Genomic DNA, 16,807 nt, shown 5'->3' with positions numbered 1-16,807 from the left:
GCACGGCTATAGGATTGAAATCGTCACCCTTCGAGCTTGGCCTTGAGTAGTTGGTTCACCTGCCCAGGGTTGGCCTTGCCCTTGGAAGCCTTCATCGCCTGGCCGACGAAGAAACCGAACATCTTGCCGCGTTTGGCCTCGTCAGCGGCGCGGTACTGTTCGACTTGTTCGGCATTGGCGGCGAGCACTTCGTCGAGCATCTTGTCGATTGCACCGGTGTCGGTAACCTGCTTGAGACCTTTGCTTTCGATGATGCTATCGGCATCGCCTTCGCCGGCGGCCATGGCCTCGAACACGGTCTTGGCGATCTTGCCGCTGATGGTGTTGTCACGAATGCGCAGCAACATGCCGCCCAAGTGCGCGGCACTCACCGGGGCTTGGTCGATCTCGACCCCTAGTTTGTTCAGCAGGCTACCCAGTTCGACCATGACCCAGTTGGCGGCAAGCTTGGCATCCCCGCCAATACGCACCACTTCTTCGAAGTAGTCCGCCTGCTCGCGGCTCGAAGCCAGCACGTTGGCGTCATAGGCCGACAGGCCGTATTGGCTCTGGAAACGTTCGACCTTCTGCGTTGGCAGCTCAGGAAGGCCTGCGCGCACCGTTTCGAGGAAACTGTCCTCGATTACCACCGGCAGCAAATCGGGATCGGGGAAGTAACGGTAGTCGTTGGCCTCTTCCTTGCTGCGCATGGAGCGGGTCTCGTCCTTGTTCGGGTCGTACAGGCGGGTTTCCTGCACCACCTTGCCGCCGTCCTCGATCAGGTCGATCTGGCGCTGGATCTCGCTGTTGATCGCGCGTTCGATGAAGCGGAACGAGTTGACGTTCTTGATCTCGCAGCGGGTGCCGAACTCGGTCTGGCCTTTGGGACGGATCGATACGTTACAGTCGCAGCGCAGCGAGCCTTCGGCCATGTTGCCGTCACAGATGCCCAGGTAGCGTACCAGCGCGTGGATTGCCTTGACGTAAGCCACGGCCTCCTTGGCGCTACGCATGTCTGGCTCGGAGACGATTTCCAGCAGCGGCGTGCCGGCACGGTTGAGGTCGATGCCGGTGGAACCGCTGAAGTCCTCGTGCAGGCTCTTGCCGGCGTCTTCCTCCAGGTGCGCGCGGGTTACGCCGATACGCTTGATGGTGCCGTCTTCCAGGGCGATGTCCAGGTGGCCCTTGCCGACGATCGGCAGATCCATCTGGCTGATCTGGTAACCCTTGGGCAGGTCAGGGTAGAAGTAGTTCTTACGCGCGAACACGTTGCGCTTGCCGATTTCGGCATCGATGGCCAGGCCGAACATGCAGGCCATGCGTACGGCCTCCTGGTTCAGCACTGGCAGCACGCCAGGCATGCCTAGATCAACCAGGCTGGCCTGGGTGTTCGGCTCGGAGCCGAAGGTGGTGGCGCTGCCGGAGAAGATCTTCGACTGGGTGGCCAGCTGGGTATGAATCTCCAGCCCGATCACAACTTCCCATTGCATGTGTGAATTCCTCAGAAGCCGTTAGGGGCGCGGGTGTGCCAGTCGGTGACTTGCTGGTAACGGTGCGCGACGTTGAGTAGGCGGCCTTCCTGGAAGTATGGGGCCAGCAGCTGTACGCCGACCGGCAGGCCATCGACGAAGCCGGCAGGCATCGACAGGCCTGGCAGGCCTGCCAGGTTGGCAGTGATGGTGTAGACGTCTTCCAGGTAGGCGGCGACAGGGTCGCTGCTCTTGGCGCCAAGCTTCCAAGCCGGGTTCGGCGTGGTCGGGCCTAGGATCAGGTCGACATCGTTGAACGCCGCCATGAAGTCGTTCTTGATCAGGCGACGGATCTGCTGTGCCTTGACGTAGTAGGCGTCGTAGTAGCCGGCCGAAAGGGCGTAGGTGCCGACCATGATGCGGCGCTGCACCTCGGCGCCGAAGCCTTCGCCACGAGAGCGCTTGTACAGGTCGGTCAGGTCCTTGGGGGCTTCACAGCGGTAGCCGAAGCGCACGCCATCGAAACGCGACAGGTTGGAGGAAGCTTCGGCGGGGGCGATCACGTAGTACGCCGCAATGGCATGCTGCATGTTGGGCAGGCTGATTTGCTTGACCACTGCGCCGAGCTTTTCCAGCTCCTTGACGCTGGCCTGGACCAGGTCGGCGATGCGTGGGTCGAGGCCGGCTGCGAAGTATTCCTTCGGCAGGCCGATGCGCAGCCCCTGCAGCGAGCCGTTGAGGCTGGCGCTGTAGTCAGGTACGGGCTCATCGATGCTGGTGGAGTCCTTGGCATCGAAGCCGGCCATGCCTTGCAGCAGCAGGGCGCAGTCTTCGGCAGTGCGCGCCAGCGGGCCACCCTGGTCGAGGCTGGAAGCGTAGGCGATCATGCCCCAGCGCGATACGCGACCGTACGTCGGTTTGAGGCCGGTAAGGTTGGTCAGCGCCGCCGGCTGGCGGATCGAACCGCCAGTGTCGGTACCGGTAGTGGCCGGCAGCAGGCGTGCAGCTACGGCCGCGGCCGAACCACCGGACGAGCCGCCAGGCACGTGCTCGAGGCTCCATGGGTTCTTCACCGCGCCGTAGTGGCTGGATTCGTTGGCCGAACCCATGGCGAACTCGTCCATGTTGGTCTTGCCCAGGGTGACCATGCCGGCATCGGCCAGCTTGGCTACCACTGTGGCATCGTACGGCGCGTTGAAGTTGTCGAGCATCTTCGAGCCGCAGCTGGTGCGCACGCCCAGGGTGCAGAACAGGTCCTTGTGGGCGATTGGGGCGCCGAGCAGGGCGCCGGTTTCGCCACCGGCGCGGCGGGCGTCTGCGGCACGTGCCTGGCCCAAGGCCAGTTCTTCGGTGACGCTGATGAAGCTGTTGATCTGTGGGTCGATCTGCTTGACGCGCGCCAGCAGGGCGCCGGTCAGCTCTTCGGAAGAAAACGACTTGTCGGCGAGTCCGCGGGCGATCTCGGCCAGGGTCAATTCATGCATGGCAGGCTCTATCCCTTACTCGATGACTTTGGGAACCAGGTACAGACCGCTTTCGGTCGAGGGTGCAATGGCCTGATAGGCATCGCGCTGATTGCTTTCGGTGACCTGGTCGGGACGCAGACGCTGGCTGGCCTCCAGGGGATGGGCCAGAGGTTCGATACCGTCGGTGTCGACCGCTTGCATCTGGTCGACCAGGCCGAGAATGCTGTTCAGGGCGTCAGTAATGCGTGGCAGTTCGCCGTCATTCAGGCCCAGGCGGGCCAGATGGGCGATCTTCTCCACGTCGCTGCGTTCAAGCGCCATGGTTGATCTCCAGGGGAAACAAAGAACCGAATCAGCTCGGCAGTGAGGAACATGTCAGCATTTTGGCGGTCCAACGGCCGCGATCATCTGCTGGCGTGCTCGGAAAAACAGCCAATTTAACATATTGGCTCCTTGCCCAAAATCCCTGCCATTGTTAGAGTTTGCCGCACTTTTTTACCCACGCTTTCCCCAGGGTCACTTTCCCATGTTCAAGAAACTGCGTGGCATGTTTTCCAGCGATCTTTCCATCGACCTGGGGACTGCCAACACCCTAATTTACGTGCGTGAGCGCGGTATCGTCCTGAATGAGCCCTCGGTTGTTGCCATCCGTACCCACGGCAACCAGAAAAGCGTCGTCGCCGTCGGTACCGAGGCCAAGCGCATGCTCGGTCGTACCCCAGGTAACATTGCTGCCATTCGTCCGATGAAAGACGGCGTCATTGCCGACTTCAGCGTCTGTGAAAAAATGCTGCAGTACTTCATCAACAAAGTGCACGAAAACAGCTTCCTGCAGCCCAGCCCTCGCGTGCTGATCTGCGTACCGTGCAAGTCGACCCAGGTAGAGCGCCGCGCCATTCGCGAGTCGGCCCTGGGTGCCGGTGCCCGTGAAGTGTTCCTGATCGAAGAACCCATGGCCGCTGCCATCGGCGCCGGCCTGCCAGTCGAAGAAGCTCGCGGCTCGATGGTTGTCGACATCGGTGGCGGTACCACCGAAATCGCCCTCATCTCGCTCAACGGTGTGGTGTATGCCGAATCCGTACGCGTTGGCGGCGACCGCTTCGACGAAGCCATCGTTACCTACGTGCGCCGCAACTACGGCAGCCTGATCGGCGAGTCCACTGCCGAGCGCATCAAACAGGAAATCGGCACTGCCTACCCAGGCGGCGAAGTGCGCGAAGTCGACGTACGTGGCCGTAACCTGGCCGAGGGCGTACCGCGTGCCTTCACCCTGAATTCCAACGAAGTCCTCGAAGCGCTGCAGGAATCCCTGGCGACCATCGTCCAGGCGGTCAAGAGCGCTCTGGAGCAATCGCCGCCGGAGCTGGCCTCCGACATCGCCGAGCGCGGCCTGGTACTGACCGGTGGCGGTGCCCTGCTGCGTGACCTGGACAAGCTGCTGGCCCAGGAAACTGGCCTGCCGGTGATCGTTGCCGAAGACCCGCTGACCTGCGTGGCCCGTGGCGGTGGCCGCGCCCTGGAAATGATGGACAAGCACGCGATGGACTTGCTCTCCAGCGAGTGATCCGCGTAGCCATCGAGCGCCCGGTTTACAGGTAGCACGCACAGTGCTACCTGTATGCGCTGGGCTGGCGTCCGTCCGGGCGTCGTTTCCGTCAACCCGCAACCAGGCTGGTGCGTTGTCCCGATGTCCAATGACCTCCTGAGTCGTCCACGAGGAACGGCCCATTAAACCGCTTTTCTCCAAGGGCCCTTCGCTGGGCGTTCGCCTGCTAGTGCTGGTGGTGCTGTCGGTCGCGTTGATGGTTGTCGACGCGCGTTTCGACGTGCTCAAGCCTGTGCGCAGCCAGATGGGCCTGGTGCTGATGGAATCGTACTGGATCACTGACCTGCCGCAGCGCATGTGGCAAGGCGTGGCCGGCCAGTTCGGCAGCCGTACGGAGCTGATCGCCGAAAACGAAAAACTCAAGACCGAAGCCCTGTTGTTGCAGGGGCGCCTGCAAAAACTGGCGGCCCTGACCGAGCAGAACGTGCGCCTGCGTGAGCTGCTCAACTCTTCGGCGCTGGTTAACGAGAAAGTCGAGGTGGCCGAGTTGATCGGCGTCGATCCCAACCCGTTCACCCACCGCATCCTGATCAACAAGGGTGAGCGCGATGGCGTGTTCCTTGGCCAGCCGGTGCTCGATGCCCGCGGCCTGATGGGCCAGGTCGTCGAGCTGATGCCTTACACGTCACGGGTGTTGCTGTTGACCGATACGACCCACAGCATTCCGGTGCAGGTCAACCGCAATGGGCTGCGCGCCATCGCTAGCGGCACGGGCAACCCGGAGCGTCTGGAACTGCGCCATGTTGCCGATACCGCTGACATCAAGGAAGGCGACCTGCTGGTCAGCTCCGGCATGGGCCAACGTTTCCCGGCCGGTTACCCGGTGGCCACGGTCAATGAGGTGATTCACGACTCCGGCCAGCCGTTTGCAATCGTACGCGCCATTCCGACTGCCGCCCTTAACCGCAGCCGCTACATGCTGCTGGTGTTCAGCGACCGTCGCACGCCGGAGCAGCGCGCCACTGACGCCGCCATTGCCCAAGAGGAAGCCGATCGCAAAGGCGCAGCGCAGCCGGCCACTGCTGCCGAGCCTGCGTCCACGGCTGCACCTGCCGCTACAGGGCAGGCACCTGCCACTCCTGCAGCCGCGCCGACCAGTCCCGCTGCGGCTCCAGCGGCACCTGCGCAACCTCGGAGGCAATAATGGCCAAGTCGCGCCGAAATCACGCTTGGGTCATTTGGCTTACATTCGCCATCGGGCTGTTGCTCAGCGTGTCGCCGATGCCTCAGTTTCTCGAAGTGTTCCGCCCCATGTGGCTGGCGATGCTTGTGTCCTTCTGGACCTTGAACGTGCCCAATAGAGTGGGCATGACCACTGCCTTCGTGCTGGGGCTGGCCGAGGATGTCCTGTACGGAACCTTGCTCGGCCAGAACGCGCTGATCCTCACCCTCATCACCTTCCTGGTGCTTTCCTTGCAGCAGCGCTTGCGCATGTTCCCGCTTTGGCAGCAGAGCCTGGTGGTGCTGGTGATCTTCGGTATTGCTCAGTTGGTCCAGCTTTGGCTCAGCGCGCTGACCGGCAACCGCCTGCCAACCCTGGCGCTGGTCTGGTCAGCGGTGATCAGTGCCTTGCTCTGGCCGTGGATCAGCTTCGCCCTGCGCGACCTGCGCAGACGCCTGCACATTCACTGACGGCGCTGCCACCACTGACAGGGAGATGTCTCATGAAACCACTCTACCTCGCCTCTGGCTCGCCACGCAGACGTGAATTGCTCGCGCAGATCGGCGTGCCGTTCGCCGTCGTCAGCGCTCCGATCGATGAAACCCCACTGCCCGGTGAAGGCGCCGACGCTTACGTCGAGCGCCTGGCCGTGGCCAAGGCTCAGGCCGGCCTGGCGGCCCTGCAAGGCCCTGGCGTGGTGCTTGGTGCCGATACGGCGGTGGTGCTCGACGGCCGCATCATGGGCAAGCCCGAGAACCGCGAACACGCGTTGGCCATGCTGCGCGAGCTGGGCGGCAAAGCCCATCAGGTACTTACGGCAGTGGCAGTGTGCGATGGGCAGCGCTGCGAAAGTGTGCGCGTCAGCAGCACCGTACATTTTCGCGCCATCGATGCTGCGCAGGCCGAGCGTTACTGGGCCACGGGCGAGCCGGCGGACAAGGCCGGCGGCTATGCCATCCAAGGCCTGGGTGCGGTATTCGTAACCGGCCTCCAAGGCAGTTATTCGGCAGTGGTTGGCCTGCCGTTGTGCGAAACGGCCGAGATCCTCGCCGAGTTCGGCATCGCCTGCTGGCAGGAAGCGGCGCTTTTGCCTGAGGTAACAAACCAACGGTAGCCAGGCTGTCACGCGCGATCCATCATTACCGAAGACCTTTGACGAGAGCCTGCCATGAGTGAAGAGATCCTGATCAACATCACCCCGATGGAATCGCGTGTGGCGGTGGTGGAAAACGGGGTGCTGCAGGAAGTGCACGTCGAGCGCACCCAGCGCCGCGGCATCGTTGGCAATATCTACAAAGGCAAGGTGGTGCGGGTGCTGCCGGGTATGCAGGCAGCCTTCGTCGACATTGGGCTTGAACGCGCAGCGTTCATCCATGCCTCGGAGATTTCTCAGCGCGAAGGCTCGGCGGTGGAGAACATCACGGCACTGGTCCACGAGGGCCAGGCGCTGGTGGTGCAGGTGACCAAAGACCCAATCGGCACCAAGGGCGCACGCCTGACCACGCAGCTGTCGATCCCCTCTCGTTACCTGGTGTACATGCCGCGCAGCAGCCACGTCGGTATTTCCCTGAAGATCGAAGACGAAGCAGAGCGCGAGCGCCTCAAGCAAGTGGTCAGCGATTGCATGGTCAGCGAGAACATCAAGGACGCCGGGGGCTTCATTCTGCGCACCGCTGCCGAAGGGGCGCGCTCTGAAGAAATCCTCCAGGACATCCGCTACCTGCGCCGTCTCTGGGAACAGATCGGCAGCCAGATCAAAACCTGCGGTGCGCCGACTGTCATCTACGAAGACCTGGGCCTTGCTCTGCGCACGCTACGGGATCTGGTCAACCCGAAGATCGAAAAAATCCGTATCGACTCGCGGGAAACCTTCCAGAAAACCACGCAGTTCGTCATCGAGCTGATGCCGGAAATTGCTGATCGTCTGGAGCACTATCCAGGGGAGCGGCCGATTTTCGACCTGTATGGGGTCGAAGACGAAATTCAGCGCGCCCTGGAGCGCAAGGTGCCGCTCAAGTCTGGTGGCTACCTGGTGGTCGACCCCGCCGAAGCGATGACCACCATCGACGTCAACACCGGGGCATTCGTCGGCCATCGCAACCTCGAAGAAACCATCTTCAAGACCAACCTCGAAGCTGCCACGGCCATTGCCCGGCAACTGCGGCTGCGCAACATCGGCGGGATCATCATCATCGACTTCATCGACATGGAAGACGAAGAACATCAGCGCCAGGTGTTGCGCACCCTGGAAAAACAGCTCGAACGCGATCATGCCAAAACCAACATCATCGGCATCACCGAACTGGGCCTGGTGCAGATGACGCGCAAGCGCACCCGCGAAAGCCTCGAGCAGGTATTGTGCGAGCCCTGCATCGCCTGTCACGGCCGTGGGAAACTGAAAACCCCTGAAACCATCTGCTACGAGATCTTCCGCGAAATACTTCGCGAAGCCCGTGCCTATCAGGCTGAAGGCTATCGGGTGCTGGCCAACCAGAAGGTGGTGGATCGCCTACTGGACGAGGAGTCCGGCAACGTTGCCGAACTTGAGACCTTCATCGGTCGAACCATTCGCTTCCAGGTCGAGTCGATGTATTCGCAGGAACAATACGACGTGGTGCTGCTCTGAGGCGTTTCATTACCTGCCGCATAGGGCGCTGGCTGGCAAAGTCGGCACGTCGGGCCATCATGGATAAACGACCTGGAGGGCCATGGCCATGGGACGTCTGAACCGCGTTCTGCTTGCCTTGACCCGTTGGGGTCTAGGCCTATGCGCTCTGCTCGCCGTGTTGGTAGCGCTGTATGTCAGCCTCGGCCGTGTACTGGTGCCGCTGGTGGCCGAGTACCGCGCAGACGTTCAGCGCAAGGCTGAACAGGCGCTTGAATTGCCTGTGCATGTGGGGGCTCTGGAAGGGCGTTGGAGTGGCCTGTCGCCGGTGCTACGGGTGCGTGACCTGCAACTGGGGGAAGGCGCTTCAGCCCTGCGGCTCGATGATGTGAAGGTGGTGCCCGATCTTTGGGCCAGCCTGGTTGCCCGTGAAGTGCGCCTGTCGCGCATCGAGCTGGGTGGCTTGCAATTGATCCTGCGCGAAGACGAGCAGGGTAATTGGGCGATGGAAGGGCTGCCGAAAAAGGACGACGCGCCGCTCGACCCCGCCCAGATGCTGCAGCGCCTGCGCCAATTGGGCCGTATCGATGTATTCGACAGCCAGGTCACGCTGCAGCCCTGGCAGCGGGACCCATTGACCCTCACCTATGTCAGCCTCGGTTTGCAGGCCGGCACATCTCGTCAGGCCCTGGACTTGCGCGCTACTTTGCCCGACGGCCAGCCGCTGGCGCTCTACCTGCGCAGCCGGGCCACCGCCGAGGCCTGGCGCGACGGGGATGCCAAGGCTTATTTGAGCTTGCCGCAAAGTGACTGGGCGCGCTGGCTGCCACCGCGGCTGCTGGGCCAGTGGCGGGCCGAAGCGTTGAAGGCCGGAGGCGAGTTCTGGGTCGATTGGGGGCAGGGCCAGCTGCAGCAGGCCGTCGTTCGCTTGAATGCGCCAAACCTGGGCGGTGCCTATGCTGACCGCAAGGCGGTGGCGTTGGATGATCTTGCCTTGTCCGCCTGGTTCCAGCGTCGCGACCAGGGTTTTGATGTGGTGGTCGACTCACTTGCCGCGAGCATTGGCAAGACACGTTGGGAGTCGCATCTGCAAGTAAACCAGCGCCCAGGCGATGACCCAGCGGGTGAAACCTGGCAGGTGCAGGCAGACCGCTTGGACCTTACGCCTCTGACCCCATTGGTGCAGGCACTGGCACCCTTGCCAGACAAGCTCATGGAGGTGCTCGAAGCACTCCAGGTAAAAGGTGCACTGCGCAACGTGCGCCTGGACGTGCGGCCGAAGGCTGAGGGCAACCAGCGCCTGCAGTTCGCCGCCAACCTGGAGCAGGTAGGGTTCGATGCCTATCACGGCGCCCCAGCGGCCGGGAACGTCAGTGGCAGCATCAGCGGTGACCTTGGCCATGGCGAACTACGCCTGGACACCGACGCGTTCATGCTGCATCTGTATCCGATCTTCGCCAAACCCTGGCATTACCAAAAGGCCAATGCACGCCTGACCTGGGCCCTCGACCAGCATGGCTTCACCCTGGTCGCGCCCTACCTCAAGGTATTGGGAGAAGAGGGCAAGATCGCCGGCGACTTTCTGATCCGCCTGCTGTTCGACCCAGGCGCTGAAAGTTACATGGACCTGCGGGTGGGGCTAACCGACGGTGATGGCCGCTACACTGCCAAATACCTGCCCGAGGTGCTGAGCCCTGCGCTCGATGAATGGCTGCGCAGCGCTATCGTCAAAGGCGATGTTGATCAAGGCTATTTCCAGTACCAAGGTTCGCTGAACCATGGCGCCTCACCTGAGGCTCGCAGCATCAGCCTGTTCTTCAAGGTCCACGATGCAGTGCTGGACTTCCAGCCGGGCTGGCCGCAGGTGCAGCAAGTGGACGGCGATGTGCTGATCGAGGACAGCGGTGTGCGTATCAAGGCCAGCAAGGGCCTGCTGCTCGATACTGCGGTCACCGACGTCAATGTGAATATCCCTCACGTCGATGAGGGCCAGCACAGTCACCTGTATCTGGACGGGGGGTTCGACGGCAGCCTCGGCGATGGCTTGAAGATCCTCAAGGAAACACCGATCGGTACAGGCGACATCTTCGCGGCCTGGGAGGGGGAGGGGCCGCTCAAGGGCAAGGTCAAGCTCGACATTCCGTTGGCCCATGGCGAGCGTCCTAAAGTGCTGGTCGACTTCGCCACTAGCGATGCGAAGCTTAAAGTTGCCCCGCCTAGCCTGGACCTTACACGCCTGAAGGGGGATTTCAGCTTTGACCTCGACAAGGGGCTCAGTGGCAAGAACATCAGCTTGCAAGTGTTCGGCAAGCCGGCCACCGCGCAGATCAGCGCCCTGGGCGAGCCCGGGCAGATGCAGACACGCATCGATGCCAGCGGTCAGGCTCCGCTCAAGGCCCTCACCGATTGGCTGCAGTTCACCCAGGCCTTGCCCGCGTCGGGTGATATCCCCTACCAGTTGCAGCTTAACTTGGGCAGCCGTGATAACAGCCTGAATGTCAGTTCTTCACTCAAAGGTCTGGCCATCGACTTGCCGGCTCCGTTCGGCAAGGCGGCGGCTGAAACCCGTGACAGCCAGTTCAGCATGACCCTGCAAGGGCCGGAGCGACGCTTCAATGCGGCGTATACCGACCTTGCCCGCTTCGCCTATGCCGCCCCTGCAGACAAACTGGCCCAAGGGCGCGGCGAACTGCTGCTGGGCGCGGGCCAGGCGCAATTACCGTCAGGTCAGGGGCTGCGCGTCAGAGGGCGGCTGGATAGCCTCGATCTTGAGCCCTGGCAGGAACAGGCCGCACGCTTTGCCGGTGATGACCCAGGCGGTAGTGCCCGGCAGACCCTGCAGAGCGTTGACCTGAGCATTGGCCAGCTCAAGGGCTTCGGCATGAGCCTGAATCAAGCCGTGGTGCGCCTGGCCCGTGGTGGCCCGGCATGGGACCTGCGCCTGGACAGCAGGGAGGTCATCGGTAACGCCCGGGTGCCTGATGCCAAGGCTGCGCCAATGACCATACGGCTACAAACCCTGCGCCTGCCGCCTGCCGACCCTGCCGATGCGCAAGCCGAAGAGGGCCCCGATCCGTTGGCCTCCTTCGACCCGCGCAAAGTGCCGGCACTGGACTTGACCATCGATAGGCTGTACCGAGGCGATGATCTGTTTGGCAGTGCCGCAGTGAAGCTGCGCCCCACGGCAAACGGTGTATCCGCGCAGGACATCAACTTGAACGTCAAAGGTCTGCACGTCGATGGCTCAGGCGGCTGGGAGGGGCCAGTAGGGGGCACCAACAGCTGGTACAAAGGTCGCCTGGATGGCAAGAACCTCGCCGACGTGCTCAAGGCCTGGGGCTTCGCGCCCACCGTGACCAGCCGTGATTTTCGTCTGGACGTGGACGGACGCTGGCCTGGGTCGCCGGCCTGGGTTGGCCTCAAGCGGTTCTCTGGCAGCATGGATGCAGCCTTGCGCAGCGGCCAGTTCGTCGAGGTGGAAGGTGGTGCCCAGGCCCTGCGGGTGTTTGGGCTGCTCAACTTCGATGCCATTGGTCGCAGGCTGCGCCTGGATTTTTCGGACCTGTTCGAAAAGGGCTTGGCCTACGACCGGGTCAAAGGTCTGCTGGCGGCCAGCAATGGCGTCTACGTCACCCGCGAGCCCATCTCGGTGACCGGCCCGTCGAGCAACTTCGAGCTTGAAGGTACCCTGGACCTGGTCCGCGATCGGGTCGCTGCCAACGTGCAGGTGTCGCTGCCGGTTACCAACAACCTGCCCTTGGCCGCGCTGATCGTTGGCGCCCCCGCCGTCGGTGGTGCGCTGTTCCTGGTCGACCGCTTGATCGGCGACCGGGTATCGCGTTTCGCAAGCGTGCACTATCGCGTCGAGGGGCCGGTAAAAGAGCCTAAAATCACCTTTGTGAAACCTTTCAACAAATAATCTTGGGAGCGCCCATGAAGGCAGCGGTCATCCAGATGGTCAGCCAGGACGATGTGCTGGCCAATTTGCAGCGTGCCGGGGCTCTGCTCGAGCAGGCGGCGCTGGGTGGTGCGAAGCTTGCGGTACTGCCGGAGAACTTCGCGGCGATGGGGCGCAAAGATGCCGCCGCCATCGGCCGCGCCGAGGCGTTGGGCGATGGGCCGATTCTGCCATGGTTGAAACGCACTGCTCGCGACCTCAGATTATGGATTGTTGCAGGTACTTTGCCGCTGCCGCCACAAGGGCAACCACAAGCCAAGGCCCATGCCTGCTCGCTGCTTGTCGACGAACACGGCCAAGTAGTTGCGCGTTATGACAAGCTGCACCTGTTCGATGTGGACGTTGCCGACAACCGTGGTCGTTACCGCGAGTCCGATGACTATGCCCATGGAGCCAGTGTGGTAGTGGCGGATACGCCAGTGGGCCGATTGGGCTTGAGCGTTTGCTACGATCTGCGCTTTCCCGAGCTTTACAGCGCTTTGCGCAGTGCGGGCGCGGAGCTGATCACGGCGCCGGCAGCCTTCACTGCGGTCACGGGCGCTGCACATTGGGACGTGCTGATTCGTGCCCGAGCCATCGAAACCCAGTGCTATGTGCTGGCGGCGGCTCAGGGCGGTACCCATCCAGGCCCGCGGGAAACCCACGGGCATGCGGCGGTCATCGACCCTTGGGGGCGGATCGTTGCCCAACAGGCGCAAGGCGAAGCCGTATTGCTTGCCGAGCGCGACACTGATGAACAGGCGTCCATCCGGGCGCGCATGCCGGTCACCACGCACCGGCGCTTTTTCTCGCAGGACGCCTTGCGGCCTGCGCACACCGCGGAGTGACTATGAGCCAGATGTTATCCACCGTCAGCGAGCAGCTACTGGCCCCGGGCGGACTTACCCTCGATAGCCTGCAGAGCGTGCTGGGCGAGTTGGCCGGCCCCGGCATCGATGCCGCCGACCTGTACTTCCAGGGCCAGATCTCGGAAACCTGGGCGCTGGAGGACGGCATCGTCAAAGAGGGCAGCTTCAACCTCGACCAGGGCGTTGGGGTGCGTGCCCAGTCTGGTGAGAAGACTGGCTTCGCCTATAGCAATGCCATCAACCTCGAGGCACTGAACTCGGCGGCCCGCGCCGCTCGCTCGATTTCCCGCGCAGGCCAGAGCGGCCAGGTACAGGCCTTCAAAAGCCGGGACGTCACGGCGCTGTATGCCCCTGACAACCCTTTGGATGTACTCAGCCGTGCCGAAAAGGTCGAGCTGCTAAAGCGCGTCGATGCTGCCACGCGCGCCCTCGACCCGCGGATCCAGCAGGTCAGCGTGAGCATGGCCGGGGTCTGGGAGCGCATCCTGATCGCCGCTGCCGACGGCAGCCTGGCCGCCGACGTGCGTCCGCTGGTGCGCTTCAACGTCAGTGTCATCGTCGAACAAAATGGCCGCCGTGAGCGTGGCGGGCAGGGTGGTGGCGGGCGTACCGACTACCGCTTCTTCACTCAAGAGCGCGTCATGGGCTACGCCCGCGAGGCGTTGCGTCAGGCGCTGGTCAACCTTGAGGCCATTCCGGCCCCGGCAGGCACATTACCGGTGGTACTGGGCTCGGGTTGGTCGGGTGTGCTGCTGCACGAAGCGGTCGGCCATGGCCTGGAAGGGGATTTCAACCGCAAGGGGAGCTCGGCATTCAGCGGCCGGATCGGCGAGAAAGTTGCCTCCAGCCTGTGCACAATCGTCGATGACGGCACCCTGGAAGGCCGCCGCGGCTCGCTGAGCGTTGATGACGAAGGTACCCCCACCGAGTGCACAACGCTGATCGAGAACGGCATCCTCAAAGGCTACATGCAAGACAAGCTCAATGCGCGTTTGATGGGCATGGCAGTCACTGGCAACGGCCGGCGCGAGTCCTACGCGCACCTGCCGATGCCGCGCATGACCAACACCTACATGCTGGGCGGTGAGAGTGACCCCCAGGAAATCATCGCCTCGGTGAAGAAAGGTATTTACTGCGCCAACCTCGGCGGCGGCCAAGTCGACATCACTAGCGGCAAGTTCGTGTTCTCGACCAGCGAAGCCTACCTGATCGAAGACGGCAAGATCACCGCTCCGGTCAAAGGCGCCACCCTGATCGGCAACGGGCCTGAAGCCATGAGCCGGGTATCGATGGTCGGTAACGATCTGGCACTGGACAGCGGTGTGGGGACCTGTGGCAAGGATGGGCAGTCGGTGCCGGTAGGCGTCGGGCAGCCGACCTTGAAGCTTGATGCCATAACCGTGGGCGGTACTGGCGCTTGATGGCATTGGGCGCCGATGTGGGCGCGGCCTTGCCTCGCGAAGCCGGCAGTGCGGTGCTGGCTGCCGGTGTTCGCAGGGCGAGCCCGCTCCCACAGGCAGCCGCTAAAGATTCAGCGCAGACCGCGTTGCAGTTCGTCGAGGTCGCGAATGTATTTGAATACCTTGCGCGCAGCGGCAGGCGGCTTGTTCCGAGCTTTTTCGTGCTGGGCATGACGGATCAGCGAGCGCAGCTGTTGGCGGTCGGTTTCCGGGTATTCGTTGACGAACCGTTCAAGGTCGTCATCGTTACCGTCAATCAGCCGGTCGCGCCAGCGTTCGAGGCTGTGGAAGCGCTCGTTGTACTGACGGGTCGAGCTGTCCATCTGTTCGAGCACGGCATGGATGGCATCAAGGTCCTGCACACGCATCAGCTTGCCGACGAACGACATGTGGCGTTTGCGGGCTCCGTGGGCGGTGTGCTTGCTGGCGTCGGCCAGGGCTTTTCGCAGTTCGTCGGTCAGCGGCAGGCGTGCCAGGGTATCGGCCTTGAGCGTAGTCAGGCGCTCGCCGAGCTCGACCAACGCATGCAGCTCGCGCTTGATCTGGGTTTTGCTTTTTTCGCCGTCGAAGGCGTCGTCGTATGAATCAACCATGGGGGGCAGTCCGCTTGGGTTTTTGAGAAAAGTCGCCGAGCGGCGAGCAGGCAAGGCGAAACAGGCGAGGTAGCGGAGTTTACAGATTGTAAATGAGCATTCCGAGCCGGCTTTCAACGCAGCATGTTCGTCGCGCAGGCACTTTTCGTACTAAGCCTGAAATTTGCCGCCATGATAACCAGATGGGGGCCGCTTGTCCGGCCCGGTCGTAGAATGACCCGTAGCCATGCGCAGAATTTGAGTGGAGAAAACCATGAGTGCAGTCCAAAGCGTAGGCCCAAAGGACCTGCCAGCGTTGCAGGAGCAGGTCGAAGCGATCATTGCAGAAGCACGCAAGCAAGGCGCCAGTGCCTGTGAAGTGGCGGTGTCGCTGGAGCAAGGCTTGTCGACCACGGTGCGTCAACGCGAGGTCGAAACGGTCGAGTTCAACCGCGACCAAGGCTTTGGCATCACCCTGTATGTGGGCCAGCGCAAAGGCTCGGCCAGCACCTCGGCCAGTGGTCCGGAAGCGGTTCGAGAAACCGTCGCTGCTGCCTTGGCGATCGCCAAGCACACCTCCGAGGACGAGTGCTCGGGCTTGGCTGATGCAGCGCTGATGGCCCGTGACATTCCCGATCTGGACCTTTACCACGACTGGGGCATCGAGCCAGAAAAAGCCATCGAAATGGCGCTGACCTGCGAAGCTGCGGCGTTCGACGCCGACCCGCGTATCCTCAACGCCGATGGCACCACCTTGAACACCCACCAAGGGTGCCGCGTGTATGGCAACAGCCACGGCTTCATCGGCGGCTACGCCTCGACCCGGCACAGCCTGAGTTGCGTGATGATCGCCGAGGGTGAGGGCCAGATGCAGCGTGACTACTGGTATGACGTGAACCGTCAAGGCAACCTGCTGGCCGACCCGCGCAGCATTGGCATTCGGGCTGCCCAGCGTGCCGCCAGCCGCCTGGGTGCACGCCCGGTAGCGACCTGCGAAGTGCCGGTGCTCTTTTCTGCCGAGCTGGCCGGGGGCCTGTTCGGCAGTTTCCTCTCGGCCATTTCTGGAGGCAACCTGTATCGCAAGTCGTCGTTCCTCGACGGGGCAATCGGCCAACGCCTGTTCCCATCCTGGCTGACCCTAGACGAACGCCCGCATATTCCGCGTGCGCTGGGCAGCGCCGCATTCGATGCAGACGGCCTGGCGACCTACGCAAAACCGTTCGTAGACAACGGCGAATTGGTGTCCTACCTGCTGGGTACCTACTCCGGTCGTAAGCTGGGCCTGCCGAGCACCGCTAACGCAGGGGGTGTGCATAACCTGTATGTCACCCATGGCGTCGAGGACCAGGCAGCGCTGATCCGGCGCATGGGCCGTGGCCTGCTGGTTACCGAGCTGATGGGGCATGGTCTGAATATGGTGACGGGCGATTATTCCCGCGGTGCAGCAGGCTACTGGGTCGAGAACGGTGAGATCCAGCATGCGGTGCAGGAGGTGACCATCGCTGGCAATATGAAAGACATGTTCCAGCAAATTGTCGCGATTGGTAGCGATCTGGAAACTCGCAGCAATATTCACACCGGCTCGGTATTGATCGAACGGATGACCGTTGCTGGCAGCTGAAATCACCTAGGAAAATCAGTTTCAAACTGAACCCGGCCTGCGTGCCGGGTTTTTCTTTCAT

General features: G+C 62.5%; 13 protein-coding genes. 9 read left to right on the top strand and 4 right to left on the bottom strand.

Annotation, left to right across the window (positions count from 1 at the left end):
- Positions 1-23: 23 nt before the first annotated feature.
- Genes gatB through gatC form a run of 3 tightly spaced genes read right to left on the bottom strand, consistent with a single transcriptional unit; the run spans position 24 to position 3,235 of the window.
- Entirely contained in the window at positions 24-1,469 is a 1,446-nt protein-coding gene (gene gatB / locus HU725_RS18515; RefSeq protein WP_060478779.1) for an Asp-tRNA(Asn)/Glu-tRNA(Gln) amidotransferase subunit GatB, read from the bottom strand.
- Positions 1,470-1,480: 11 nt separating this feature from the next.
- Positions 1,481-2,932: an Asp-tRNA(Asn)/Glu-tRNA(Gln) amidotransferase subunit GatA gene (gene gatA / locus HU725_RS18510; protein WP_186477686.1), complete on the bottom strand. Its 1,452-nt coding sequence runs from the start codon at positions 2,930-2,932 to the stop codon at positions 1,481-1,483.
- Between the two features lie 15 nt (positions 2,933-2,947).
- Positions 2,948-3,235, bottom strand: coding sequence for an Asp-tRNA(Asn)/Glu-tRNA(Gln) amidotransferase subunit GatC (gene gatC / locus HU725_RS18505; RefSeq protein ID WP_060478777.1), 288 nt, complete (start codon positions 3,233-3,235; stop codon positions 2,948-2,950).
- Between the two features lie 205 nt (positions 3,236-3,440).
- Here gatC and mreB point away from each other — a divergent pair, with 205 nt between their 5' ends.
- The 8 genes from mreB (at position 3,441) to tldD (ending at position 14,514) form a co-directional block, all read left to right on the top strand.
- Complete coding sequence (mreB, locus tag HU725_RS18500; protein WP_003255163.1) at positions 3,441-4,478, top strand: rod shape-determining protein MreB; 1,038 nt, start codon at positions 3,441-3,443, stop codon at positions 4,476-4,478.
- A gap of 211 nt (positions 4,479-4,689) precedes the next feature.
- Positions 4,690-5,664 carry a rod shape-determining protein MreC gene (mreC, locus tag HU725_RS18495; protein ID WP_230849763.1) on the top strand — a complete coding sequence of 325 codons (975 nt, stop codon included), beginning with the start codon at positions 4,690-4,692 and terminating at the stop codon, positions 5,662-5,664.
- The gene (gene mreD / locus HU725_RS18490; RefSeq protein ID WP_060478776.1) at positions 5,664-6,152 is read left to right on the top strand and encodes a rod shape-determining protein MreD; all 489 of its coding nucleotides are present in this window, start codon (positions 5,664-5,666) and stop codon (positions 6,150-6,152) included. Before mreC ends, mreD begins: the two co-directional genes overlap by 1 nt.
- Before the next feature lie 32 nt (positions 6,153-6,184).
- Positions 6,185-6,796, top strand: coding sequence for a Maf family protein (locus tag HU725_RS18485; protein ID WP_060478775.1), 612 nt, complete (start codon positions 6,185-6,187; stop codon positions 6,794-6,796).
- A 54-nt stretch (positions 6,797-6,850) separates the two neighbouring features.
- Positions 6,851-8,308 (top strand): ribonuclease G, encoded by a 1,458-nt coding sequence (gene rng, locus HU725_RS18480; protein ID WP_060478774.1) that lies wholly within the window; start codon positions 6,851-6,853, stop codon positions 8,306-8,308.
- An 82-nt stretch (positions 8,309-8,390) separates the two neighbouring features.
- Positions 8,391-12,206 carry a YhdP family protein gene (locus HU725_RS18475; protein ID WP_186477687.1) on the top strand — a complete coding sequence of 1,272 codons (3,816 nt, stop codon included), beginning with the start codon at positions 8,391-8,393 and terminating at the stop codon, positions 12,204-12,206.
- Positions 12,207-12,220: 14 nt separating this feature from the next.
- Complete coding sequence (locus HU725_RS18470; protein WP_186477688.1) at positions 12,221-13,072, top strand: carbon-nitrogen hydrolase family protein; 852 nt, start codon at positions 12,221-12,223, stop codon at positions 13,070-13,072.
- A gap of 2 nt (positions 13,073-13,074) precedes the next feature.
- A complete protein-coding gene (gene tldD / locus HU725_RS18465; protein WP_060478771.1) occupies positions 13,075-14,514 on the top strand; it encodes a metalloprotease TldD in 1,440 nt (479 codons plus the stop codon).
- Positions 14,515-14,624: 110 nt separating this feature from the next.
- Here the strand turns inward: tldD and yjgA are convergent, their stop codons facing one another.
- Positions 14,625-15,146, bottom strand: a complete 522-nt coding sequence (yjgA, locus tag HU725_RS18460) for a ribosome biogenesis factor YjgA (protein ID WP_060478770.1) — start codon at positions 15,144-15,146, stop codon at positions 14,625-14,627.
- Positions 15,147-15,399: 253 nt separating this feature from the next.
- Here yjgA and pmbA point away from each other — a divergent pair, with 253 nt between their 5' ends.
- Positions 15,400-16,746 carry a metalloprotease PmbA gene (gene pmbA, locus HU725_RS18455; protein ID WP_186477689.1) on the top strand — a complete coding sequence of 449 codons (1,347 nt, stop codon included), beginning with the start codon at positions 15,400-15,402 and terminating at the stop codon, positions 16,744-16,746.
- Positions 16,747-16,807 lie beyond the last annotated feature (61 nt).

Origin of the sequence: Pseudomonas promysalinigenes (genome assembly GCF_014269025.2) — a bacterium.
GTDB lineage: Bacteria > Pseudomonadota > Gammaproteobacteria > Pseudomonadales > Pseudomonadaceae > Aquipseudomonas > Aquipseudomonas promysalinigenes.
The sequence above is the reverse complement of the archived record's forward strand: the minus strand, read 5'-3'. Positions and strand labels throughout refer to the sequence as shown.